This window comes from Paralcaligenes ginsengisoli, from assembly GCF_054781135.1.
On the sequence record NZ_BAAGUZ010000008.1, the window covers coordinates 52,589 to 75,104 of the forward strand.

At 57.8% G+C, this 22,516-nt stretch carries 28 protein-coding genes; 5 read left to right on the forward strand and 23 right to left on the reverse strand.

All coding sequences use genetic code 11. From position 1 onward, the window contains the following. The first annotated feature begins 43 nt into the window (after positions 1–43). The 3 genes from yihA to ACYVIS_RS05570 all read left to right on the forward strand — a co-directional run bounded on the left by yihA (position 44) and on the right by ACYVIS_RS05570 (position 3,140). Entirely contained in the window at positions 44–667 is a 624-nt protein-coding gene (yihA, locus tag ACYVIS_RS05560) for a ribosome biogenesis GTP-binding protein YihA/YsxC (RefSeq protein WP_460873463.1), read from the forward strand. Further along, entirely contained in the window at positions 664–1,680 is a 1,017-nt protein-coding gene (hemB, locus tag ACYVIS_RS05565) for a porphobilinogen synthase (protein ID WP_460873464.1), read from the forward strand. Before yihA ends, hemB begins: the two co-directional genes overlap by 4 nt. Before the next feature lie 65 nt (positions 1,681–1,745). Next, positions 1,746–3,140, forward strand: a complete 1,395-nt coding sequence (locus tag ACYVIS_RS05570; RefSeq protein WP_460873465.1) for an HdeD family acid-resistance protein — start codon at positions 1,746–1,748, stop codon at positions 3,138–3,140. A 34-nt stretch (positions 3,141–3,174) separates the two neighbouring features. Here ACYVIS_RS05570 and ACYVIS_RS05575 read toward each other — a convergent pair whose 3' ends face one another. The 22 genes from ACYVIS_RS05575 to rplN form a co-directional block, all read right to left on the reverse strand. Next, entirely contained in the window at positions 3,175–4,248 is a 1,074-nt protein-coding gene (locus ACYVIS_RS05575; RefSeq protein WP_460873466.1) for a nickel/cobalt transporter, read from the reverse strand. Further along, positions 4,230–4,865, reverse strand: a complete 636-nt coding sequence (locus ACYVIS_RS05580) for a DUF1007 family protein (RefSeq protein WP_460873467.1) — start codon at positions 4,863–4,865, stop codon at positions 4,230–4,232. The genes ACYVIS_RS05575 and ACYVIS_RS05580 overlap by 19 nt, the downstream gene beginning before the upstream one ends. 133 nt (positions 4,866–4,998) lie before the next feature. Then, positions 4,999–7,029, reverse strand: coding sequence for a protein-disulfide reductase DsbD (dsbD, locus tag ACYVIS_RS05585; RefSeq protein WP_460873468.1), 2,031 nt, complete (start codon positions 7,027–7,029; stop codon positions 4,999–5,001). Positions 7,030–7,149: 120 nt separating this feature from the next. Next, positions 7,150–7,521 carry a divalent-cation tolerance protein CutA gene (cutA, locus tag ACYVIS_RS05590; protein WP_232744737.1) on the reverse strand — a complete coding sequence of 124 codons (372 nt, stop codon included), beginning with the start codon at positions 7,519–7,521 and terminating at the stop codon, positions 7,150–7,152. Between the two features lie 238 nt (positions 7,522–7,759). Then, the gene (rplQ, locus tag ACYVIS_RS05595; protein WP_232741999.1) at positions 7,760–8,146 is read right to left on the reverse strand and encodes a 50S ribosomal protein L17; all 387 of its coding nucleotides are present in this window, start codon (positions 8,144–8,146) and stop codon (positions 7,760–7,762) included. A gap of 186 nt (positions 8,147–8,332) precedes the next feature. Next, positions 8,333–9,319: a DNA-directed RNA polymerase subunit alpha gene (locus ACYVIS_RS05600; protein ID WP_232741998.1), complete on the reverse strand. Its 987-nt coding sequence runs from the start codon at positions 9,317–9,319 to the stop codon at positions 8,333–8,335. A 155-nt stretch (positions 9,320–9,474) separates the two neighbouring features. Then, positions 9,475–10,098, reverse strand: a complete 624-nt coding sequence (gene rpsD, locus ACYVIS_RS05605) for a 30S ribosomal protein S4 (RefSeq protein ID WP_232741997.1) — start codon at positions 10,096–10,098, stop codon at positions 9,475–9,477. Positions 10,099–10,109: 11 nt separating this feature from the next. After that, complete coding sequence (gene rpsK / locus ACYVIS_RS05610) at positions 10,110–10,511, reverse strand: 30S ribosomal protein S11 (protein WP_232741996.1); 402 nt, start codon at positions 10,509–10,511, stop codon at positions 10,110–10,112. A gap of 14 nt (positions 10,512–10,525) precedes the next feature. Then, positions 10,526–10,891 (reverse strand): 30S ribosomal protein S13, encoded by a 366-nt coding sequence (rpsM, locus tag ACYVIS_RS05615; protein ID WP_073104496.1) that lies wholly within the window; start codon positions 10,889–10,891, stop codon positions 10,526–10,528. Between the two features lie 34 nt (positions 10,892–10,925). Beyond that, the gene (gene rpmJ, locus ACYVIS_RS05620; protein ID WP_003805360.1) at positions 10,926–11,039 is read right to left on the reverse strand and encodes a 50S ribosomal protein L36; all 114 of its coding nucleotides are present in this window, start codon (positions 11,037–11,039) and stop codon (positions 10,926–10,928) included. A 31-nt stretch (positions 11,040–11,070) separates the two neighbouring features. After that, positions 11,071–11,289: a translation initiation factor IF-1 gene (gene infA, locus ACYVIS_RS05625; protein ID WP_068375372.1), complete on the reverse strand. Its 219-nt coding sequence runs from the start codon at positions 11,287–11,289 to the stop codon at positions 11,071–11,073. 9 nt (positions 11,290–11,298) lie between these two features. After that, the gene (gene secY, locus ACYVIS_RS05630; RefSeq protein ID WP_460873469.1) at positions 11,299–12,624 is read right to left on the reverse strand and encodes a preprotein translocase subunit SecY; all 1,326 of its coding nucleotides are present in this window, start codon (positions 12,622–12,624) and stop codon (positions 11,299–11,301) included. An 11-nt stretch (positions 12,625–12,635) separates the two neighbouring features. Then, positions 12,636–13,076: a 50S ribosomal protein L15 gene (rplO, locus tag ACYVIS_RS05635; RefSeq protein ID WP_232741994.1), complete on the reverse strand. Its 441-nt coding sequence runs from the start codon at positions 13,074–13,076 to the stop codon at positions 12,636–12,638. A gap of 11 nt (positions 13,077–13,087) precedes the next feature. Then, positions 13,088–13,273, reverse strand: coding sequence for a 50S ribosomal protein L30 (rpmD, locus tag ACYVIS_RS05640; RefSeq protein ID WP_232741993.1), 186 nt, complete (start codon positions 13,271–13,273; stop codon positions 13,088–13,090). Between the two features lie 3 nt (positions 13,274–13,276). Continuing rightward, complete coding sequence (rpsE, locus tag ACYVIS_RS05645; RefSeq protein ID WP_232741992.1) at positions 13,277–13,798, reverse strand: 30S ribosomal protein S5; 522 nt, start codon at positions 13,796–13,798, stop codon at positions 13,277–13,279. Positions 13,799–13,807: 9 nt separating this feature from the next. Continuing rightward, positions 13,808–14,173 (reverse strand): 50S ribosomal protein L18, encoded by a 366-nt coding sequence (rplR, locus tag ACYVIS_RS05650; RefSeq protein ID WP_232741991.1) that lies wholly within the window; start codon positions 14,171–14,173, stop codon positions 13,808–13,810. Between the two features lie 21 nt (positions 14,174–14,194). Further along, the gene (rplF, locus tag ACYVIS_RS05655; protein WP_460873470.1) at positions 14,195–14,728 is read right to left on the reverse strand and encodes a 50S ribosomal protein L6; all 534 of its coding nucleotides are present in this window, start codon (positions 14,726–14,728) and stop codon (positions 14,195–14,197) included. A 10-nt stretch (positions 14,729–14,738) separates the two neighbouring features. Next, on the reverse strand, positions 14,739–15,134 hold the full coding sequence (gene rpsH, locus ACYVIS_RS05660; protein WP_232741989.1) for a 30S ribosomal protein S8: 396 nt from the start codon (positions 15,132–15,134) through the stop codon (positions 14,739–14,741). An 11-nt stretch (positions 15,135–15,145) separates the two neighbouring features. Beyond that, complete coding sequence (gene rpsN, locus ACYVIS_RS05665; RefSeq protein ID WP_232741988.1) at positions 15,146–15,451, reverse strand: 30S ribosomal protein S14; 306 nt, start codon at positions 15,449–15,451, stop codon at positions 15,146–15,148. An 11-nt stretch (positions 15,452–15,462) separates the two neighbouring features. Next, a complete protein-coding gene (rplE, locus tag ACYVIS_RS05670) occupies positions 15,463–16,002 on the reverse strand; it encodes a 50S ribosomal protein L5 (RefSeq protein ID WP_232741987.1) in 540 nt (179 codons plus the stop codon). Between the two features lie 12 nt (positions 16,003–16,014). Further along, a complete protein-coding gene (gene rplX, locus ACYVIS_RS05675) occupies positions 16,015–16,335 on the reverse strand; it encodes a 50S ribosomal protein L24 (RefSeq protein WP_232741986.1) in 321 nt (106 codons plus the stop codon). 10 nt (positions 16,336–16,345) lie between these two features. Beyond that, the gene (gene rplN / locus ACYVIS_RS05680; protein WP_232741985.1) at positions 16,346–16,714 is read right to left on the reverse strand and encodes a 50S ribosomal protein L14; all 369 of its coding nucleotides are present in this window, start codon (positions 16,712–16,714) and stop codon (positions 16,346–16,348) included. Positions 16,715–17,123: 409 nt separating this feature from the next. Between rplN and ACYVIS_RS05685 the strand changes: the two genes are divergently transcribed. Next, on the forward strand, positions 17,124–18,551 hold the full coding sequence (locus ACYVIS_RS05685; protein WP_460873471.1) for an NAD-dependent succinate-semialdehyde dehydrogenase: 1,428 nt from the start codon (positions 17,124–17,126) through the stop codon (positions 18,549–18,551). 586 nt (positions 18,552–19,137) lie between these two features. After that, a complete protein-coding gene (locus ACYVIS_RS05690) occupies positions 19,138–20,004 on the forward strand; it encodes a crotonase/enoyl-CoA hydratase family protein (protein ID WP_460873472.1) in 867 nt (288 codons plus the stop codon). Between the two features lie 69 nt (positions 20,005–20,073). Here the strand turns inward: ACYVIS_RS05690 and pdeR are convergent, their stop codons facing one another. Next, a complete protein-coding gene (gene pdeR / locus ACYVIS_RS05695) occupies positions 20,074–22,065 on the reverse strand; it encodes a cyclic di-GMP phosphodiesterase (RefSeq protein WP_460873496.1) in 1,992 nt (663 codons plus the stop codon). Positions 22,066–22,516: the final 451 nt, after the last annotated feature.

Sequence of the window (22,516 nt, forward strand, 5' to 3'; positions counted from 1 at the left end):
GATTATACAATAGCAGTTAAATTAAACCGACCTAGGTAACCCCGTGTCTATTTTGCATCGCGCCCGTTTCACAGTTTCCGCGGCCCGCCTGGATCAATTGCCGGCCCCGACCACCGCCGAAGTCTGCTTCGTCGGCAGGTCCAATTCCGGCAAATCTTCAGCCATCAATGTGCTCACCAATCAAAGGCGCCTGGCGTTCTCCAGTAAAACGCCGGGGCGTACCCGATTGATCAACCTGTTTGGCATTCCCGACCCCCTGGATCCCGACCAGTCCCTGGGATTCCTGGTGGATTTGCCCGGCTACGGCTATGCTTCAGTGGCAAAAAATGCTCGCGAAGAATGGGCCGAGGTATTGGGCGGCTACCTGCGCGAACGCGAATCGCTGGCGGGTATCGTGCTGCTGATCGATATCCGGCGCGGCGTCACCGAGATGGACCGCCGGCTGGCCGACTGGGTTGCCCCTACGCAGCGCCCGGTTCTGGCGCTACTGACCAAGGCCGACAAGCTGCCTTATGGCCAGCGTGTCAAGGCCGTATTCGCCGTCAGAAAAGAATTGGCCGATATCGGCGCCCTGAACACCGTGCCATTTTCCGCTACCCATCGCATCGGGCTGGAAGAAGCGGCCGCCCATATTGAAAACTGGATTTCTCCAAAGGTTGTTCCATGACTTCTTTTATCGTTTCAGCCGATTTTCCGGCCGCCCGTCCCCGCCGCAACCGCCGTGACGAATTTTCGCGCCGTCTGGTGCGCGAAAACGTGCTGACGGCCAGCGATCTGATTTACCCGGTATTTGTCATGGAAGGCCAGGGCATACAGGAGCCCGTGCCCTCCATGCCCGGCGTGGTGCGCTATTCGCCCGACACCTTGCTGAAGGTCGCCGAAGAATGCGTTGCGCTTGGCATTCCGGTGCTGGCCCTGTTCCCGGTCATCGCCCCCAGCCTGAAAACCCCCGATGGCATCGAGGCCACCAATCCCAAGGGCCTGATTCCACGCACGGTTGCCATGCTCAAGAAGCATTTCCCCGAGCTGGGGATATTGACCGATGTCGCGCTGGACCCCTACACCAGCCATGGGCAAGACGGCGTGATCGATGCCGACGGCTATGTGCTGAATGAACCCACCGTGGAAATATTGACGAGCCAGGCGCTGGTCCAGGCCGCGGCCGGTGTCGATATCGTGGCGCCCAGCGACATGATGGACGGCCGCATCGGCGCGATCCGCCAGGCGCTCGAAGCCCAAAAGCATATCTATACCCGCATCATGGCGTATTCCGCCAAATATGCCAGCGCGTTTTACGGACCATTCCGCGATGCGGTGGGCTCGGCCACCAACCTGGGGAAATCCAATAAATTCACCTACCAGATGGACCCGGCCAACCGTAACGAAGCCCTGCGGGAGGTGGCAGCCGATATCCGCGAAGGCGCCGACATGGTCATGGTGAAACCAGGGCTGCCTTATCTGGATATTCTGCGCGATGTGAAAAATGCCTTCGGCATGCCCACATACGCCTACCAGGTCAGCGGCGAGTACGCCATGATCAAGGCGGCGGCCGCCAACGGTTGGCTCGATCACGATAAAGTCATGATGGAGTCCCTGGTCGCCTTCAAGCGCGCCGGCGGCGACGGAATTCTGACATACTTCGCCATTGCGGCGGCCAAACTGCTCAAACAACAGGGCTAGATGCTTTTGCACTCTTGCCGGCCGAAGCGGTAAATACAGAAATGTAAAGCATTAAAAAGGCTGCCATGTTCCGGCTTGTACTGTTGCTGCTGGGCGTCGACTATTTGCGCGATCGCTGGCGCGGTTTGCTGGTGATCGGCTGCTTATGGCTGATCGCAGGCGTTTTCATCTTCATCGATGCCCTGGATGGCGCCTTGTATTTCCCGATAGCTTTTTTCGCCTATGCCTTTCTTGCGGAAGGGCTGGCCACGCTCGCGGTCGCCTGGACAGGGATTGGCGGACAACGAGTCCTGCGTTACGTGAAGGGTACCGCGGTGATCATCGCGGGGGTGCTGATCCTGCTGGGCCCCCGGCACGGCCATTTCATTCTGTCGATGATTTTCGGCACCCTGTTTCTGATCGACGGAATCGTGCAATCCGCCTCTGCCTATGTAGTGCGTTACCGGCGCTGGGGTTATGCTCTGGCGGGAGGCATCGCTGAAATATTGCTGGCGATTTTTTTCTACCAGCCTTATCCGACGCATTACGCCGGCACCTTGCCCTACTGCCTGGGCCTGTTCCTGGCTTTCGGCGGCATACACCTGATCATACTTGCAACGCGTGTCAGGCACCTGGTCGCGAATCCGGCTTTCGCGCACGCCAAGCACCCGGCCATTGCGCCGGAAATCCCCGCCGACGTGGCCTTGCACGCCTCCAGGCCGAGCAAATGGGACGGGCCGCCCGCCGACCATGAACACGCTTTGACGGTTCATATATGGACGCCGGCCGGCTCATCCAAAGCGCCGGTTCAACGCCAGCCCATTATCGATCGCTACATTGCCGCGGTGGACGTCAACGGAGCCATATCGACCGGGCACGCGGCGCTCGAATCACCGGAAGGCATATACATCAGCCTGTACCCCAGTGTCGAAATCGATCGATCGCCGGACGATCTCACCAGAGTATTGCGCGCTACCCCCGAGAACAACCTGCCCGGAATATTCCAACCCGACTATGCGACGGAATCAAAAGCATGGCGCCCCTCCACCAGACGGGTGCGCATCAGGAACTACGACCCGGAAAAACTCCGCAGGTACTGGGAACAGTCCCGAAGCGACGCAACCTATAACCTGACTCATCGCAATTGTTCGAGCACCGTCTCGCAAGCGCTGGAAGCGGCACTCGACGGTGCAGTGGGCCGATTGCAGGAGAAAAAAAAGGGTTCCAGCGCTTTTGTACGAATGCTGACCACACCCGAGTTATGGGTTGCCGCACAAATCCGCAAGCGTGCCGTCACCATGGCGTGGACGCCGGGGCTGATGCTGGACTATGCCAGAGCTCTCAGCATGCTGGCCGATCCACGGCCATCCGGGTGGTGGAAAATGGCGCGATTCGCGCTAGCCAAGATTCTTCGTTTCCGGCGCGTATGGCGCAAGCAGGACGATGAGGCAAACGCAGTCAAACCGCCAGGCGCTGCCTGAATAGGCGGGCACAAGGCCTGCCAATGCATGGCCCTCAACTCAATGAGGGATTCGCCATGCCGCTGATCAGCAGAAAACATTGCACGCCGGCAAACAGAAGTATCAAGGCGGCGCCACTTAGGGCCAGCAAGCGGCGCGCGCGCTGTATCGACCCATTGCGGCCCCGGTTCGTCAACGCGCGATTCACACCCAGGCCGGCCAGTGCAATCGCCACTACGGTAAGCGCGACTCCGGCAGCCATGGCAAGCGTGGCAAATACTCCCGTCAGGAATACCCCATACGCCAATGCCGAAATCAATACAAACAAAGCACCTGCACAAGGCCGCAATCCGACAGCCAGGCCAGTGAAAAAGATTTGCCGCGCAACCCAGACGCGGCCCGTCTGTCGACCCGCCCAGCGTTTGCTCGACAGGCCTTGCGCAACAGGCCGAAATGCATGGCCCAGGTAGGTACTGCGCGGCGGCTGTTCCTCGGTATCTGTTCCGGATAAAGTCAGTGTACGCAGCTGTATACGCGGTGTTACGTCGCAGCAATCGCGGCGCGTGACTATGCTCCAGAGCGTCCATCCCGCAACTGCGGCCAGCGCCAGGTAACTTGCCAGCTCCAGATCGACCGCCCGAGTCAGGACTGTACCCAGGCCATGACGAAAGAAGGCGCCCAGCGCCAGCACAAGAACGATTGCCGTGAGTGCCTGCGCCAGCGCCGCCCAAACGCTCAGGCAAACGGCATGCAGGATCCGGGCACGGTGCGACGCAAGATAGATCCCCACTACGAATTTGCCATGTCCGGGCCCCAGTGCATGCAAGACTCCGTACGCAAAAGCAGCCAGAACGATTATCCACCAGGCTTGCGGATTCGTGCCGTCACGCACCTCTTCGAGTTTATCGGCCAGGCGCGCATTCAACTCGCTCTGGATCCGGACACCCTTTACCAGCAGCTCGCGCAATAGCGGCGGCACAGGCCAGGCCTGGCGCTGCTCTATCGCCGGGCTATCTTCAGTGCTGCGGCCGAACACATCGGCGCCATGCGCCGGCTGCAGGACTATCAGCATGCAGCCGATCAGCCACGCCCAGCGCACCCACAACATGCTCACTTCGACACGGCGCATGCCAGTTTCGCTCCTGTCGGGAATACCATTCCACCAAAAATCGGATGATCGCGGTCGCGATACGCCTGCGCGTTGCACCGGGCGGCCATCTCTGGCGCGAACCCTACAGGGGTGGGCTCGGCCGGTTGATAGTCGACGAAAAAACTTTCATCCCAGACACCCAGCTCGACCACATGGCGAACCAGGTCGACCGGCTTGGCCAAAGGCAGCTCAAAGGTATACACCACCTTGTCGTTTTCGATTGCCACGGCAAAATGCCGCGGCTCGCCAAAGACGGCCGGTTTGCCATCGACGTAAAGGTGCGTGAAGTAATTTGTGGATTTAAGCGAATTGAATGCCTGGGCCTTGAATATCGCAGTGCTTTTTGCATCGAGCGGGCCCGATTTCGGCATGTTGGCCGGATCGATCACCACCGCCACCGGGAAGCTTTTGGCGAATACCCATTGCTCCTTCAAGGCATGCACAAGCGTGCCATTGCCCTGGATCGCGACCGAGTAATCGACCCACACGTGCGGATGAGCTTGGGCCGGGCCGCAGGAAAGCTGCGCGAACAAGATCGCAGCCAATACCACCCCATACCGAACCCATCCGGGCTGCGCGCGCGTGTCTTGCCTCAAAGATCACCTCGTGAATGTGGACGGAGCGGCGCCTATTGTACTGGTTTACCACCGGTAAAACCTGCCGTTCCACTCGATCCGAACGGAACACCAGGCCACCGTTTGCCGATTGCGGGCGGCGCGATCGAAAGGCCTATTTCCCCGCGGCCAGCACCCGATCCAGTACAGCACTGAATTGCCCGGCATTTTTAAAACCTATGACCCGGGCATCGGCCAGCAAGCGGCCATGGAGGTCGAAAAACATGATGCCGGGGGGACCAAACAAGTGGAAACGCTTCAACAAGGCACGGTCGTCGGCGGTGTTCTTCGTAACATCGGCCTGCACCAGCACGAAATGCGATAGTTTTTCTGCGACAGCCGGATCGCTGAAAGTGAATTTTTCCATTTCGATGCACGATACGCACCAATCCGCATAGAAATCCAGCATGACCGGCCGGTTGGTGTTGGCGAGCAGATTATCGAGTTCGGCCACCGAAGCGACCTGAGTGAACTTGGCCCGCAAGGCCTTGGCGCCAACGGCATCACCCCCCGCTCCAGACCCTGCCTGCGCCCTCGCCGCGCCGCCCTCTCCGGGTGGGCCGCCGACGGCCTGCCAAACCGCAAGCGGCTGCAATATATCTCGCCCGCCCGCAGCCGTGCCAATCAGCAACAGCGCCGCCCACAGGGCCAGCAAAAGGCCCACCGCTTTGCCCAGATAATGCGCCAACCGCGCTTCGCTCGGCAGAGGCTCGAAAGCATGCAGCATGACGGCGCTCCAACCGGCCAGGAATGCCCAGCCCAGCATGGTCAGCCAGGCCGGCAGAATCGAGTTGACCATCCACCAGGCAGTCGCCAGCAGCAATATGCCAAACAGACGCTTGACGCCTTCCATCCAGGCTCCAGCTCGCGGCAGCAGGGCTCCGGAGGACGCGCCCACCAGCAGGAGCAGCAAGCCTTCCCCCCAAGCCAGCGCAAACAACGCCAGCCCGCCCAACACCAGGCTGCCGGTTTGCGAAATGAACAGCAGCACACCCGCCAGCGGCGCGGCCACGCACGGCCCCACGATCAGCGCGGACACCATGCCCATCACGAAGGCGCCGCCAAAGCGCCCGCCAGGGATTCGCGACAAAGTATTGTTGAGCGCCGTCTGCATGCCGCTGGGCACCTGCAGGGTAAAGACATCGAACATGGCCAGCGCCAACAAACCCAGCAACAAGGCAAAGAGCCCCAGCACCCAAGGCGTCTGCAGCCAGGCAGCCAAGCCGGCCCCGATCAGACCAGCGGCAACGCCCAGCGCGGTATAAACCAGTGACATACCCAGTACATAGGCCGCCGCCAGCGCCAGGCCGCGCCAACGGGATGCCTTGCCCTGTTTGCCGGCATCGCCGGCCACAATGGCAAGCAGAATGGGCACCATGGGCAGCACACAGGGCGTAAACGACAGCAACAGGCCCAGCAGCAGGCACAAGGCCACGATCTGGATCCAGCCCGCGCTTGCCAGGTACGAGGCAAAGCCCATGTCTCCCAGATTCAGGACCGAGCCCAGGCCGGGAGCCTTGCTGGCCGAATCCGCCGCCCGGGAGCCTTGCGCTTGCGGCGCGGGCACGCTGGCCACGAGACCTGGGCCGCTGGCCCGATAGCCCCCGGCAGTCGGAGTCAACATCAGTTCTGTGGTCATGGGGGCATAGCACAACCCTGCTTCGGCGCAGCCCTGGCCGGTGACGGCCAATTTGAGCACCTGCGCGGCACCCGGTTTGAGCGGCACGCGAATGGTGACCTGGTCGTGATAGATCTCGAGCTTCTTGTCGAAGGTGGGGTCGTACTCAACGATGCCGGCGGGAAGCACGGGCGTGCCCAGGCGGCTGCCGTCGGGCGTCAGGGCAAATTCGAAGCGCTCTCGATACATGTAGTATTTGGGCGCGATCTTGAAGTGCACGTCGAGCTCGGTAGGGCTGGCCATGGCCGCGGAAAAGGTAAAAGCCTGCTCCGGTTCGAGATAATCTTCGTCGGCGCGCGCCGCGCCACTACCCAGCAAGGCGAGAATAAACAGGGCAACGGCCAGCAGAACCGCAAAACTGCGCCCTGGATAAAACGCACCTCTGCGCAACTCGCACCCTGATTGCGCCAGCAACAGCCCGCTTTTCCGATAACGCGATTCCTGAACCGCGCGGGTCGAATACATCATTGAAAATTCCCTAATTCCTTTTGCCCTGAACACGCCGGGCGCGGCAGGTCGAAATACCGGCCATCGCAGCGTTGCATGAGCCTTTCACGATGGTAGCCTATTTGCCGCGCTGTCAGCGTACTATGCGGGCGAAGTCTGCTTCTGCACCCAGGCCAGATAGCTTGCCGAACCACCGACAACCGGCACCACGAGGATTTCCGGAACCTCGTCGGGGTGCAGGTCCTGGAAACGCGCAATAAGCTCCTGAAGGCGCATACGCGTGGTTTTCATGGTCAACGGAATTTCTTCAGCCCCCACGAGTTCGCCCTGCCACATATACATGGACAGGCCCGCCGCTCCAAGGTTCACGCATGCGGCCAGGCCTTCTTCTACCAGGATGTGTGCAATGCGCTTGGCCAGCAGCAGATCGGGCGCATTGCCGAGAACCAGTACCACGTCGCCTCCCTGTTCCGGGCCACGGGCTTGCGATGCGCCATGCGACGCCGCCGGGATGGGTACCACCGCGGGATCGACATCGCGTCTGGAAACGCCGGCACTGACGGATTTGATGAATTTCGACATAGGGGTTCCAGACAGATTCAATATCCGGCCATTTTATCGAACTACCGGCTGCGCCAAATAAAAATCCCTACGGGCAAGATCTGCCGATAGGGATTCTGCTTTCACGACGCCTGGCACTCAAAACGCGAACCATTGTGCCTGTGAACACAGGCCATTGGCCCGCGGCGACTTATTCAGCGTCTTCGGCCTCAACAACTTCAGGACGGTCAACCAGCTCCATGAACGCCATCGGTGCGTTGTCGCCTTGGCGGAAGCCCATTTTCAGAACACGAGTGTAACCGCCATTGCGCTCTTTGTAGCGCGGGCCGATTTCGGCAAACAGCTTGACGACCGCATCGCGATCGCGCAGGCGGGCAAACGCCAGACGCTTGTTGGCCAGGGTAGGCTCTTTGCCCAAAGTGATGAGAGGCTCGACCACGCGGCGCAATTCCTTGGCCTTGGGCAAGGTGGTTTTGATTGCTTCGTGAGTCAACAGCGAAACAGCCATATTGCGGAACATAGCCAGGCGATGGCTGCTGGTGCGATTTAATTTACGTAGACCACTGCGATGACGCATGATGTTTTCCTTTGAATCTGTTTGACGGTTCGATCCGCCGAGTTATCCGGCTCTTCTATCAGCGTACGTGCTGCGGGCCGGGAGAAAGGGCGGGACTTCAACACACCGTGCTGCTGTCCCGGTTTACTGCAAGCGACGGCGCGATAAAGCCACCGTCTGGTTTACTGCGAATATCTTCCGAGCGCCTTAAGGGCGTTCGAGGCCGAGCGGAGGCCAGTTTTCGAGCTTCATGCCCAGAGTCAAGCCGCGCGCGGCAAGCACTTCCTTGATTTCGTTCAAGGACTTGCGGCCCAGGTTCGGCGTTTTGAGCAATTCGTTTTCGGTACGCTGGATCAGGTCGCCGATGTAGTAAATGTTTTCGGCCTTCAGGCAGTTGGCGGAACGAACCGTCAACTCCAGGTCGTCGACCGGACGCAACAATACAGGATCGATCTGCGGCGTGCCGCGGGTTGGAGCTTCGTAGGAATCGCCAGCACCCTCGAGCGCCGCGAAAACCGAAATCTGATCCATCAGGATGCGGGCCGATTGACGCACGGCTTCTTCGGGCGATACCACACCGTTGGTCTCGATATCGAGCACCAGCTTGTCCAGGTCGGTACGCTGCTCTACACGCGCGCTTTCAACAGCGTAACTGACGCGGCGAACCGGGCTGTACGAAGCATCGAGCACAATTCGGCCAATGGTATGGGTACGGTCGTCGGCCAGTGCGCGCACATTGCCCGGAACGTAGCCACGGCCCTGCTCGACCTTGATTTGCATTTCGAGTTTGCCGGCATCGGTCAGTGTGGCGATGACGTGATCGGGGTTGATGATTTCAACGTCGTGAGGCAACTCGATATCGCTTGCCAGAACCACGCCCTGCCCTTGTTTGCGCAAAACCAAGGCGACTTCTTCACGATTATGCAGCTTGAAGACCACGCCTTTCAGATTCAGGAGAATATCGACGACATCTTCCCGCACACCGGCCAGGGTGGAGTATTCGTGAACCACGCCCGTCATCTGGACTTCGGTGGGCGCATAGCCCGCCATCGACGACAGCAGAATGCGGCGCAGCGCGTTGCCCAGCGTGTGGCCATAACCGCGTTCGAACGGCTCCATCACGACTTTCGCGTGATTCTTGCCTACGGGGACCACTTCAATAGAGCGGGGCTTCAAAAAACCTTGAGACGACATGTGTGTTCCTTTTCAATACCCTCGGCTCGTTACACCGATAAGGCTGACGGACAAGCCGGACGAACCGGCAGATAACATCGCAAAGCCCACTTCTTCGACGATTGCAAAAAAGTGGGCCTGTTGCGAGACAGCGCCACGCGGCACTATCCCGGCAATTAACGTGAATACAGCTCGACAACCATCGATTCGTTAACGTCGCGGGCGACATCAGCGCGATCGGGCGCTTGCTTGAACGTACCGGTCAGTTTGCTGGCATCGACTTCTACCCACTGGGGCAGGCCATTGCCCGTTGCCAGATCGAGCGATTCGCGGATGCGGGCCTGAGCCTTGGCTTTTTCGCGGACGGCAACCACATCGCCGGACTTGACGATAATGGAAGCGATGTCGGCGGCCTTGCCGTTCAGTTCGATAGCGCGATGGTTGACCAACTGGCGCGCTTCTGCGCGAGTCGAGCCAAAGCCCATGCGATATACGACGTTGTCGAGGCGCGATTCCAGCAATTGAATCAGGGTCTCGCCAGTGTTGCCACGGCGACGCTCAGCTTCTTGAAAATACTTGCGGAATTGCTTTTCGAGCACGCCGTACATACGTTTCAGCTTTTGCTTTTCACGCAGTTGCAAACCGAAGTCGGAAGTACGGGCACCGGAGGTGCGGCCGTGCTGGCCCGGTTTGGACTCGAGCTTGCACTTCGAGTCGAGCGAGCGGCGAGCGCTCTTCAAAAATAAATCGGTACCCTCGCGGCGCGAGAGCTTGCATTTAGGTCCAATATAACGTGCCAAGATGCTTCCCCTTAGATGCGACGGCGCTTGGGCGGACGGCAGCCGTTATGCGGCACCGGCGTAATGTCGGAAATGCTGGAAATCTTGATTCCCAGGGCATTCAGAGCACGCACGGACGATTCGCGGCCAGGACCGGGGCCCTTGATGCGGACTTCAAGTGTTTTGATGCCGTATTCCAGGGCAACGCGGCCCGCCGACTCGGCTGCGACCTGGGCAGCGAAGGGCGTGGATTTGCGTGAGCCTTTGAAACCGGCACCACCCGATGTGGCCCAGGACAAAGCATTGCCCTGGCGATCGGTAATGGTGATGATCGTGTTGTTGAAGGACGCATGAACGTGCGCGATGCCGTCCGAGACGCTCTTCTTGATTTTTTTGCGTACGCGGGTTGCGCCGCTGGTGGAAGCTTTCGCCATCTTCTAATCCTCGATTATTTCTTCAGGGAAGCAGCAGCGCGACGCGGCCCTTTACGGGTGCGGGCGTTGGTACGGGTACGCTGACCACGTACAGGCAGGCCACGTTTGTGACGCATACCCCGGTAAGTTCCCAAGTCGATCAAGCGTTTGATCGATAGTTGCACTTCGCGACGCAAATCACCTTCGACCGTGAACACGCCAACGTGTTCGCGGATACGCTCGAGTTCGGCATCGGTCAGATCCTTCACTTTCTTGGAAAGCTCGATACCCGAAGCTTCGCAAATTTTGCGAGCGCGAGTACGACCAATACCAAAAATGGCGGTAAGTCCGATTTCGGCGTGTTGATGCGGCGGAATGTTGATGCCAGCAATACGGGCCATGACTTTTCCTTGTTAATTCCGTTACGTTTCGGCGTTAGCCTTGACGCTGCTTATGACGTGGGTCGGTGCAAATGACACGCACCACGCCGTGACGTTTAATGATCTTGCAGTTGCGGCAAATCCGCTTTACCGATGCCATTACCTTCATGGTTGACTCCTAGTTTCCTGTAGCCGACCGCTTATTTAGAGCGGAATACGATTCGGGCGCGCGACAGGTCATAGGGCGTGAGTTCCACTGTAACCTTGTCACCCGGCAGAATCCGGATGTAATGCATACGCATCTTGCCTGAAATATGGCCCAGTACCACGTGGCCGTTTTCGAGCTTGACACGGAAAGTTGCGTTGGGGAGGTTCTCGATAACCTCACCTTGCATTTGTATAACGTCGTCTTTCGCCATTGTGCCTTCTTACCGCATTGGCAGTCCCGCACCCTTGAAGTTGGCCTTCTTGAGCAGCGAGTCATACTGATGAGACATCATGTAGGCCTGTGCCTGCGCCATGAAGTCCATGGTTACCACCACAATAATTAACAGAGAAGTACCACCGAAATAAAACGGCACATTCCAGCGAGCCTGCATGAGTTCGGGCAGCAAACACACCAGAGTGATGTAGATGGCACCGGCAAGGGTCAATCGCATCAGTATCTTGTCGATGTAACGCGAAGTTTGCTCACCAGGACGAATACCCGGAACGAACGCACCGCTTTTCTTCAGGTTATCTGCTGTTTCACGACTATTGAACACCAGTGCCGTATAGAAGAAGCAAAAGAAAATAATAAGAACTGCATACAACGTGACGTACAAGGGCTGGCCCGGCGACAGCGCCGCCGCCAGATCGCCCAGCCAGCGCATGCTCGGGTTGCTGGAGAACCAGCTGGTTACCGTTGCGGGCAGCAGGATGATGGACGACGCGAAGATGGGAGGGATTACTCCCGACATGTTCAGCTTGAGCGGCAAATGCGAGCTTTGACCGCCGTAAATCTTGTTGCCGACCTGGCGCTTGGCGTAATTGACCGTAATCCGGCGTTGGCCGCGCTCAACATACACCACGAAATAGGTCACGGCAACGACCAGCGCCGCGATGAACAACGCCGACAAAACCGACATCGCATCCGTGCGCACCAGATCGAGCAAGCCGGTCAGTGCACTGGGCAAACCGGCCACGATACCCGCGAAAATGAGGATCGAAATGCCGTTGCCCAGGCCGCGTTCGGTAATCTGCTCGCCCAGCCACATGATGAACATGGTGCCGGTTACCAGCGTAATGATGGTAGTGAAACGGAACATCATGCCTGGGTCGATGACCAGGCCCGGCTGCGATTCGAGCGCAACGGAAATGCCTACCGCCTGAATCAGGGCCAGAAACACCGTGCCATAGCGCGTGTACTGGGTAATCTTGCGTTGCCCCGACTGCCCTTCTTTCTTGATCGCTTCGAGCGTGGGCACCACCACCGCCATCAACTGCATAATGATGGAAGCGGAAATATAGGGCATGATCCCCAGTGCAAACACCGAGAAACGCGCCAGCGCCCCGCCCGAGAACATGTTGAACAAGCCCAGAATGCCGCCCTGGTTGTGCTGGAACAACTCGGCCAGTGCGTCGGGATTGATGCCCGGCACCGGAATATGAGTTCCCAACCGATAGACGACCAGGGCGAGCACCAGGAATACGACGCGACGCTTGAGATCGGCGTATCGTGAACCCGGTTTGCTCTGTGCCTGCGCTTTAGCCACTGTAGCCTCTCTTAAGCCAGGGAGCCGCCAGCGGCTTCGATGGCTGCGCGAGCGCCTGCCGTTGCAGTCAGGCCTTTAAGGACGACTTTACGGGACAGCTCGCCAGACTTGATGACCTTGGCATAACGCACGCCCTGGCCAACCACGCCCGATTGCTTGAGAACCTGGACATCGATTTCGTCGACGGGCAGGCGCTGCAGATCGGACAGGCGCACTTCGGCATACAGGTGCCGGCCCAGCGGCGTGAAGCCGCGTTTGGGCAAACGGCGCTGCAAAGGCATTTGACCGCCTTCGAAGCCGACTTTATGGAAGCCGCCCGAACGCGATTTCTGGCCTTTGTGACCACGGCCGGCGGTTTTACCCAGGCCGGAGCCAATACCACGGCCTACACGGCGCTTGGCATGCTTGCTGCCTTCGGCAGGTTGCAGCGTATTAAGTTGAGTTTCTGACATCCCGATTCCTTTCAGGCTTCCGAGACAGTGACGAGATAATCCACCTTGCGGATCATCCCACGCACCTCGGGCGTATCGATCAACACGCGGCTGCTATTGAGTTTTCCAAGACCCAGGCCACGAACGGTGTCGCGGTGGGACTGCTTGGTACCAATAACAGAACGCACGAGGGTTACTTTGATTTGCTTCTGTGCCATGACTTACCCCAGTATCTCTTCGACCGACTTGCCGCGCTTGGCAGCAATTTCGGCCGGAGTCGAGCAAGCACGCAAGCCATTCAGCGTTGCGCGGACCAAGTTGTAAGGATTGCTGGAGCCGAGGCTCTTGGCAACCACGTTACGCACACCCATCACATCGAAAATTGCGCGCATTGGGCCGCCGGCAATAACGCCAGTACCTTCAGCTGCGGGCTGGATGAGAACGGTCGAGGCGCCATGCTTACCTACAACGGTATGATGCAAAGTGCCGTTTTTAAGGGCCACCTTGACCAAACCACGGCGTGCCTGTTCCATTGCCTTCTGAACGGCGACGGGCACTTCACGGGCCTTACCTTTGCCCATGCCGATGCGGCCATCGCCATCACCGACCACGGTCAACGCAGCAAAGCTCATGGTGCGGCCACCTTTCACTACTTTGCTGACGCGGTTGACCGCAATCATTTTTTCACGTAAACCGTCGTCGCGCTCTTGCTCGGGGGCGTGCTTGCCTTGTGCTTTAGCCATTTGAATTCCTTAGAACTTCAAGCCGGCTTCACGCGCGGCATCGGCCAGCGCTTTCACGCGGCCATGATAACGGAAGCCCGACCGGTCGAAGGCGACCAGCTCGATACCGGCCGCTTTTGCTTTCTCGGCCACGCGCTTGCCTACCAGGCCTGCAGCGGCAATGTTGCCGCCGTTGGCTTTCTGGCCAGCAAGTTCTTTGCGAACTTCGGGCTCGAGCGTCGAGGCGCTGACGAGCACGCGATCGCCTTCCGGCGAAATGATGTTGGCGTATATGTGCAGGTTCGAGCGGAAAATCGAGAGGCGATGCATACGCAACTCGTGGATTTTCCGGCGGGTCGATACTGCACGACGCAAACGGGAGATTTTCTTGTCCATGATTCGTCCTTGCCTGCGCGCTTATTTCTTCTTGGTTTCTTTGATGACGACGTGTTCATCCGCATACCGTACGCCTTTGCCTTTATAGGGCTCGGGTTCACGATAAGCGCGGATTTCAGCCGCTACCTGACCGACAACCTGCTTGTTGGCGCCCTTGACGACGATTTCCGTCTGGGTAGGGCACTCGATTTTGATGCCGGCAGGCATCTTGTGCAGAATGTCGTGCGAAAAACCAAGTTGCAGCTTGAGCGCATCGCCTTGAACCTGGGCACGAAAACCCACGCCCACAAGATTCAGCTTACGCTCGAAGCCTTTGCTGACGCCGGCAACCATATTGGCCACCAGTGCGCGCACAGTTCCCGACATGGCTTTGGCATGGCGGGTATCGTTAGCAACTGCAAATGTCAGTTGACCATCTTCTTGACGGACGACCACATCGCCAGTCAAGTCTTGGGTCAGCGTACCCAGAGGGCCTTTGACGGCAATCTGGCCGGCGCTGATTGTCGCTTCCACGCCCTTGGGCATAGCGACTGGATATTTAGCAATACGTGACATGTGATTCTCCTTATGCCACGTAGCACAGCACTTCGCCGCCCACGCCATTGGCGCGAGCCTTGCGATCGGTCATGACACCGCGCGAAGTCGACACGATAGCCACACCCAAACCATTCATAACCTGAGGAATGGTCTTGCTGCCCTTATAGATACGCAGCCCGGGGCGCGAAACGCGGTCGATACGCTCGATGACCGGACGGCCAGCGTAGTATTTCAAGGTGATCTCGAGGACAGGCTTGGCCTTGTCGCCGACGATCTGGTAACTGTCGATATAGCCTTCGTCTTTCAGCACAGCGGCAATAGCCACTTTAAGCTTCGAGGAGGGCATGCTGACCGACGTCTTGTTAACTTGTTGCGCATTGCGCAAGCGGGTCAACATGTCGGCGATGGGATCGCTCATGCTCATGTGTAATTCTCCTACCAGCTGGCTTTGGTCATACCCGGCACTTCGCCGCGCATAGCCATTTCGCGCAGCTTGTGACGAGTTAAACCGAATTTGCTATAGACGCCACGCGAACGGCCCGTTACGACGCAGCGATTGCGCTGGCGAGTCGGGTTGGAATTGCGCGGCAGTTGTTGCAGTTGCAAACGAGCCTGATAGCGCTCTTCGTCGGATTTCGACTGGTCGTCGATGGCGGCCTTGAGCGCGGCACGTTTGGCAGCAAACTTCTCTGCCAGCTTGGCGCGTTTGATGTCGCGATTGATGAGTGAAAGTTTAGCCACGTCATCGCCCCTTAATTGCGAAACGGGAAGCTGAAGGCCGTCAACAGCGCCTTGGCTTCTTCGTCGGTCTTGGCGGAGGTGGTGATGCTGATATTCATCCCACGCAGCGCGTCGATTTTGTCGTATTCGATTTCGGGGAAAATGATCTGCTCTTTAACCCCGACGTTGTAATTGCCACGCCCATCGAAAGCACGGCCCGAGATACCACGGAAGTCGCGTACACGCGGCAGAGCCACGGCGACCAGGCGGTCCAGGAATTCGTACATGCGCCGGCCACGCAAAGTGACCATGCAGCCAATGGGGTAGTCTTCACGGATTTTGAAGCCCGCGATAGCCTTCTTGGTTTTGGTAACCACAGGCTTTTGACCTGAGATCTTGGTCAAGTCAGAGACAGCATGCTCAATGACTTTCTTGTCCGCAACCGCTTCGGATACGCCCATGTTCAGGGTGATCTTGGTGATGCGCGGCACTTCCATTACGCTTTTGTAGCCAAATTTGGCTTGCAGGTCAGCGGCGACCTTGCTGCGATAAAACTCTTGTAAACGAGCCATGTTGTTCGCCCCTTAAGCCTTGGCGCCAACGACAGCGCCGCTGGAACGGAATACACGAACTTTGCGACCGTCTACTTCTTGAACCCCGACGCGATCGGCCTTGCCGGTTTCGGGGTTGAAAAGCGCCACATTGGAAATGTGGATGGGCAAAGTCTTGTCGACGATACCACCCTGGCTGCCTGCCATGGGGTTGGCTTTGACGTGCTTCTTGACGACATTGATACCTTCGACCAGCACATGGTCGGCATCGACGCGCTGCAACACGGTGCCACGACGTTTTTTATCGCGGCCGGTCAACACGACGACTTCGTCGCCTTTACGGATTTTTTCCATGGTTCGCTCCTTACAGCACTTCTGGGGCCAAGGACACGATCTTCATGAACTTCTCTGTACGCAGTTCGCGCGTTACAGGTCCGAAGATGCGGGTACCGATGGGTTCCAGCTTGGCATTGAGCAACACGGCGGCATTGCCACCGAAACGAATCAGCGAACCGTCTTTACGACGCACGCCCTTAGCGGTACGAACCACTACTGCGTTGTATATTTCGCCTTTTTTGACGCGCCCGCGAGGAGCCGCATCTTTGACACTTACCTTGATAATGTCACCGATGCCGGCATAACGGCGCTTCGAGCCGCCCAACACTTTTATGCACATAATTCGACGTGCACCGGTGTTGTCGGCCACGTCTAGCGTGGTCTGCATTTGGATCATGATTTTTCCTGTTCCAACTTAGCCGCTTTGCCCTGTAACCATTTACAGGGCCACGCAACCAGTTTTGGTCCCGTCAGATTCGCCTTGGCCGCTCGCAGCCGGATCGTTTCATTTTGTGTTTTGGGCCTATGATTCCGGGCCTGTTATGCCCAAAACCCCCACAACCAAAACTCGAACCGCCTACCTGCAACCCCGCCGAACCCTGGGTTGAAATCTTGCTTAAACTGCTTAGGGTTTACTGCCTTTTGGTGTCACTAGCAATGGTATTTTAGCTAGCAAGTCCTCTATGGTATTCTATTTTGTATTGGATTGCAAGCCAAAGGCAGCTTAAAGCGGCACATGTCGCGTTCAGGCCTCATGTCGCGAAGCCGCGCCCTCATTTTTCAACATTTACCCGAGGAAGTACAGCATGTATGAAACGTTAGCTCTATATATAGACGGTGAGTTTATCGGCGGCGACGGCCGCAAGACCCAGGAGGTAAGCAACCCCTCTACGCTGGAAGTGCTGGGCCAGCTTCCTCACGCCACCACGGCCGACCTCGACCGCGCCCTTGATTCAGCCCAGCGCGCCTTCGAATCCTGGCGCCACAGCTCGCCCATGCAGCGCTCGGAAATCCTGCGCAAGGTCGGACAGCTTTCGCGCGAACGGGCGCAGGAAATCGGCCGCAACATGACGCTGGACCAGGGCAAGCCGCTGGCCGAATCCGTGGGCGAAATCATGGCCTGCTCGGATCACGCCGACTGGCACGCCGAAGAATGCCGCCGCATTTACGGGCGTGTCATTACACCACGCAGCCCCGACGTGCGGCAAATGGTGCTGCGCGAGCCAATCGGCGTATGCGCCGCGTTTACCCCCTGGAATTTCCCTTACAACCAGGCCATACGCAAGGTTTGCGCCGCCATCGGCGCCGGCTGCACCATTATTCTCAAAGGTCCCGAAGACTCGCCCAGCGCAGTCATGGCCATCGCCCGCATCTTCCACGATGCCGGCTTGCCGGCGGGTGTGCTGAATATAGTCTGGGGCGTACCGTCCGAGGTTTCCGACTACCTGATCCGCTCGCCCATCGTGCGCAAGGTATCTTTCACCGGCTCGGTACCGGTAGGCAAACACCTGGCGGCGCTGGCCGGCGCGCACATGAAGCGCGTCACCATGGAACTGGGCGGGCACTCTCCGGTCCTGGTGTTCGACGACGCCAATATCGAGCGCGCCGCCAAACAGCTGGCTCGCTTCAAAGTGCGCAATGCTGGCCAGGTATGCGTATCCCCGACCCGTTTTTACGTGCACGAAAAGGTCTACGATCAATTCCTGGAAGTTTTCGTCAATACGCTTAAAACCGTCAAAGTGGGCGACGGACTGGATCCCGACACACAAATGGGCCCGCTGGCGCATGAGCGGCGCGTTCCCACCATGTCGAAATTCGTCGAGAATGCCCTCGAGCTGGGCGGCAAGGTTGTATTGGGCGGCGAGCCATTGAACCGTATCGGGCACTTTTTTGCGCCCACAGTGGTTACCGACCTGCCCGAGCACTCCATGCTCATGACGGAAGAGCCATTTGGGCCTATCGCGCCGATTACCCGTTTCTCGGATACCGATGACGTCATCAAGCGAGCCAATTCGCTGCCCTTTGGCCTGTCTTCCTACGTATTCACCAATTCGCTGCAGACAGCCACCAAAGCCGCCAACGGTATCGAAGCCGGCATGGTCAATATCAACCACTTCGGCAGCGCCTTGCCCGAAACGCCGTTCGGCGGCATCAAGGACAGCGGAATCGGCAGCGAAGGCGGCGCGGAAACTTTCGATGGCTACCTGGTCACCAAGTTCGTCACGCACGTTTAAGCGTTAAAGGGGTTTTTATCGGGAAAGGGCCATGCGGCTCTTTTCCCCCTTGGCCGATTTTTCTTGTTTTCGATAGTGCCGGCTCGCACACCGGGGGCCGGCACGACCTCGCGCAGCAAGGTCTGCAAGCGGAAGACGCCTGAAACACCTCTAAACCACCCCGCCATAGGGAAAAACCAGTCTGCAGAACGGTGCTTCTCTGTTAGTATACTGCTTACCATTAGCAACAGTAATTTTACTTGAACCACCCGTCAGGCAAACCAGTATGCGGTGCACACGAAGGGTAAGCCCATCTCCGCATGGATGTTTTCAGTACAGGAAACCATGACCGCCCCTCGACCTATCGCGTACATTGCGCAAGCACACAGAAAACACGCATCCTGCCTGCGGCACCGCCCCGGCACCAGCCGCTTACACACACACTCCCCTCCGGCCTACCATCATTCGGGTATTTCTCTACTCGCTACATATTTGTAAGCTCGCTTGCCGTTTATAAATATAATGACGCCCATCATTTCAGACTCACGCTTCAAACGCATTGCGGTCATTGCCTTGATTGCAAAAAACGGTACTTGTCGGGCCAACCATGAACTTAATTGATCATCCGGCTTGCCGACCGTTCACTGAAGCCCAAGACCTGACCCAGATAACGCCTTTCTATGAGGAAGGCCGCAATATTCTGTGGATGATGCTGCATGCCCAGCCCCGCCCCTGTTTCAATCCGGCTCTCCTGCAAGACATCGCCCGCCTGGGGCGCGCCGCACGCGATTCGGGGCTGCCGATCGACTTCTGGATAACCGGCTCTACCGTGCCCCAGGTCTATAACGTGGGCGGCGATCTGCAGCTTTTTGCATCGCATATCCGTGCCGGCGAGCGAGAGCTTTTACTTTCCTATGCGCGCGCATGTATCGACGCTGTGTACGAAGCCATGACCGGTTTCGGAACCGGCGCCATTTCCATTGCAATGGTCGAAGGGAGCGCATTGGGCGGAGGCTTTGAAGCCGCCCTGGCGCATCATTATGTGCTGGCCCAGAAAGACGTGAAAATGGGATTTCCGGAAATTGCCTTCAATCTTTTTCCGGGCATGGGGGCCTACTCCCTGGTAGCACGAAAATCGCATATGCGGCTGGCGGAAGAGCTGATCAGCACAGGCGAGTCGCATACCGCCGAATGGTATTTCGATAAAGGCCTGGTCGACGGAGTGTTCGAAAAAGACAATGCGTATATTTCGACCCGCACATTTATCGACGTTATTCGGCCCAAGCTCAACGGCATACGCGCCATGCTGCGCACTCGCCAGCGGGTACTGCCCATCGACAGGGCCGAGCTGATGGAAATTACCGAAGACTGGGCCGCATCGGCCTTTCTGCTGGAAGAGAAGGATCTTGCTTATATGGAACGGCTGGTCATGCTCCAAAACCGGCACGCAAGCAAATCACAGAACGGAACTTAAGCCGGCGTTACCGCTCAACAGCATCGCGCCCTGGCGGAAGCATCGGCCAGGGCGCGTTTTCATGCTATCTCAGGCTACGAGCCGTAGCTTCTTGCCCTTGTTGTTGAGCCATTCCTCGAACTCTTTTGCCGGCATAGGCCGCCCATACAAGTAACCCTGGGCGTCATCGACATCGATACTCTTGAGGAATTCGGCTTCCGCTTCGGTTTCGACGCCTTCCGCGACAACCTTGAACTTCAGCTGCTGCGCGACCGCGACCATTGACCGGACCAGCGCCTGCGAGGTGGCATTTTCGTTGATGGAGCTAATGAAACTGCGATCCAGCTTGATCACATCGAGCGGCAGGCGGGCCAATTGGGACAGGGAAGAGTAGCCGGTTCCGAAATCGTCGAGGTGAACTTGAGCCCCGAGGTCGCGGAACTGGCGAATCACGGCATGAGCCAGGGCTTCGTCATCAACCAGGCAGCTTTCGGTCAGTTCGAGGTCGAGCAGGCATTGAGTCTGGCCGGCCTGCCGCAGCGCTTCGGCAAAATCCTGAACAACCGTCGAGCTGCACAACTGGCGCGCGGATACGTTTACCGCAACGCGAATATCCAAACCGCGGGCTTTCCAGGCCGCGGCCTGTTTTGCCGCCGTTCTCATTACCCAGCGACCCAGCGGAACGATCAGGCCGGAGTCTTCGGCGTACGAGATGAAATCCAGAGGCTGTATGCGCCCGCGGTCAGGCGAGTCCCACCGCAACAAGGCTTCGACGCTGCGAACCACACCGGTTTTCAGGCACAGCTTGGGCTGGTAGTAAAGCACCAGTTGGTCGTCGGCATCGAGGGCTTTGCGCAAGTTGACGTCCAGCCAGACGAACTCGGAAACCCTGTTGTCCATATCGGGCGAGAACACGCGATACGTGCGTTTGCCGGCGTCTTTGGCTACATACATGGCCGTATCCGCACAGCGAATGAGATGATCCAGCGTATCGCCATGTTCGGGGCAGAGCGCAATGCCGATCGAGCAACCGGTATAGACTTCGATCAACCCCAGGCTGATCGGGTTCTTGAGACGATCGGTAATTCGCTGCGCGACACTTTCCATCAGGGCGAACGAGGCATTCTGGACCAAGACCAGGAATTCGTCGCCGCCAAGGCGGGCAACGCTGTCGCCCTCGCGCATGCAGGCCTTGATATTCAGGGCCACGGCCTGGATGAGACTGTCGCCGACCAGATGGCCATAGTGATCGTTGACCTGCTTGAAGTTATCGAGGTCGAGGAAAAGAATGCCGAAGCGATCGCCGCTTTGCAGGGATGCCGTGATTTTCTCGTAGATGGCGTGCCGGTTCGGCAAGCCGGTCAGCGTATCGACAGTGGCAAGCTCGAGCAATTTGGCCTGGGCCTTGCGCTCTTCGGTAACATCGGTACCCGAGCAGACCAGGTAGCGTTCGTCGGGACCGCTGCCGCTTTGCACGAATTTGTTGCGCCACAGGATCGTACGCGGGCCGTTGAGCGTGTTGATATGGCGCTCGACTTCGTACGACGAGGAATTTTTAAAGAAATCGCTGATGTTGGCGCGCGAAGCCGCCTGTTCGTCGGATCGCATGAAAGCATGCGCATTTTTGCCGATTACGTCTTTTTCGCGCAAGCCGGTCACTTCTTCGCACAGGCGGTTGAATCGCAGGATATTGCTGTTGTGGTCGATGATGACCACCAGGGAATTCACTTCGGATATGACTTGCTCGGCGAACTCGAGTCCGTGCGCGAGATCTTTGGCAACGGTGGGCGTGTCCATGTAGTCGGACGCGGTTCCCGACCAGGAATTGGCGCCATTCTTCTTGCCAACCAGGCTCAGTTTCTGGGATTCGCCAAAAAGCTTGATGTCTATTTCTGCATGCGAGGTCACCCCCGAGAAGGCCCGGATTTCACGTGCCTGCTCGGGCACCAGCGCAACAGCCAGGTTTGGGATGCCCTTGACGCCAGCCAGCTGCAAAGCATCGCTGTCAGCCGAAAGCTGCCAGAAAGGGCTTCTAGTACCAAAATAGGTAAACAGCAGTGATTCGGTTACGTCGTCATCCAGCATGGCAAGCCTCTTACTTTTATCGTCGGCAACGCTGATCTCTTCATTACCTACTTGATAAAACATCGTATGTCCCGGCAAAATTAGGTGCAGCAACCACTAGGCTATAGTCACTTAGTTGTCAAGTATAGTTGGGCTCATCATTATTCGCCAACTGTTTATTTTTGTGACAATAGCAAATTTTTCGAGCCAGGGGTTGCTTCAGCGGCCATTGTGCAACAGCTTTATTAAACTTACGATATAAATTGTTGTATTAAAAGAGTAAAGAACGCTGCCATGCGCCTGGTCCACCTGTTAATTGCACCTCTCGGCCAGCCCCGTTTGCGGCGCCACCGTGTCGCGGCACCCCGCCATGGTCAACGCCCATTCCATTTCGGCGCCACACGCTGTTTAATACATACGCCGGATCCCGCCTTTCGGTATAGTGCAGCTCATAAATCAGTACGGAAAT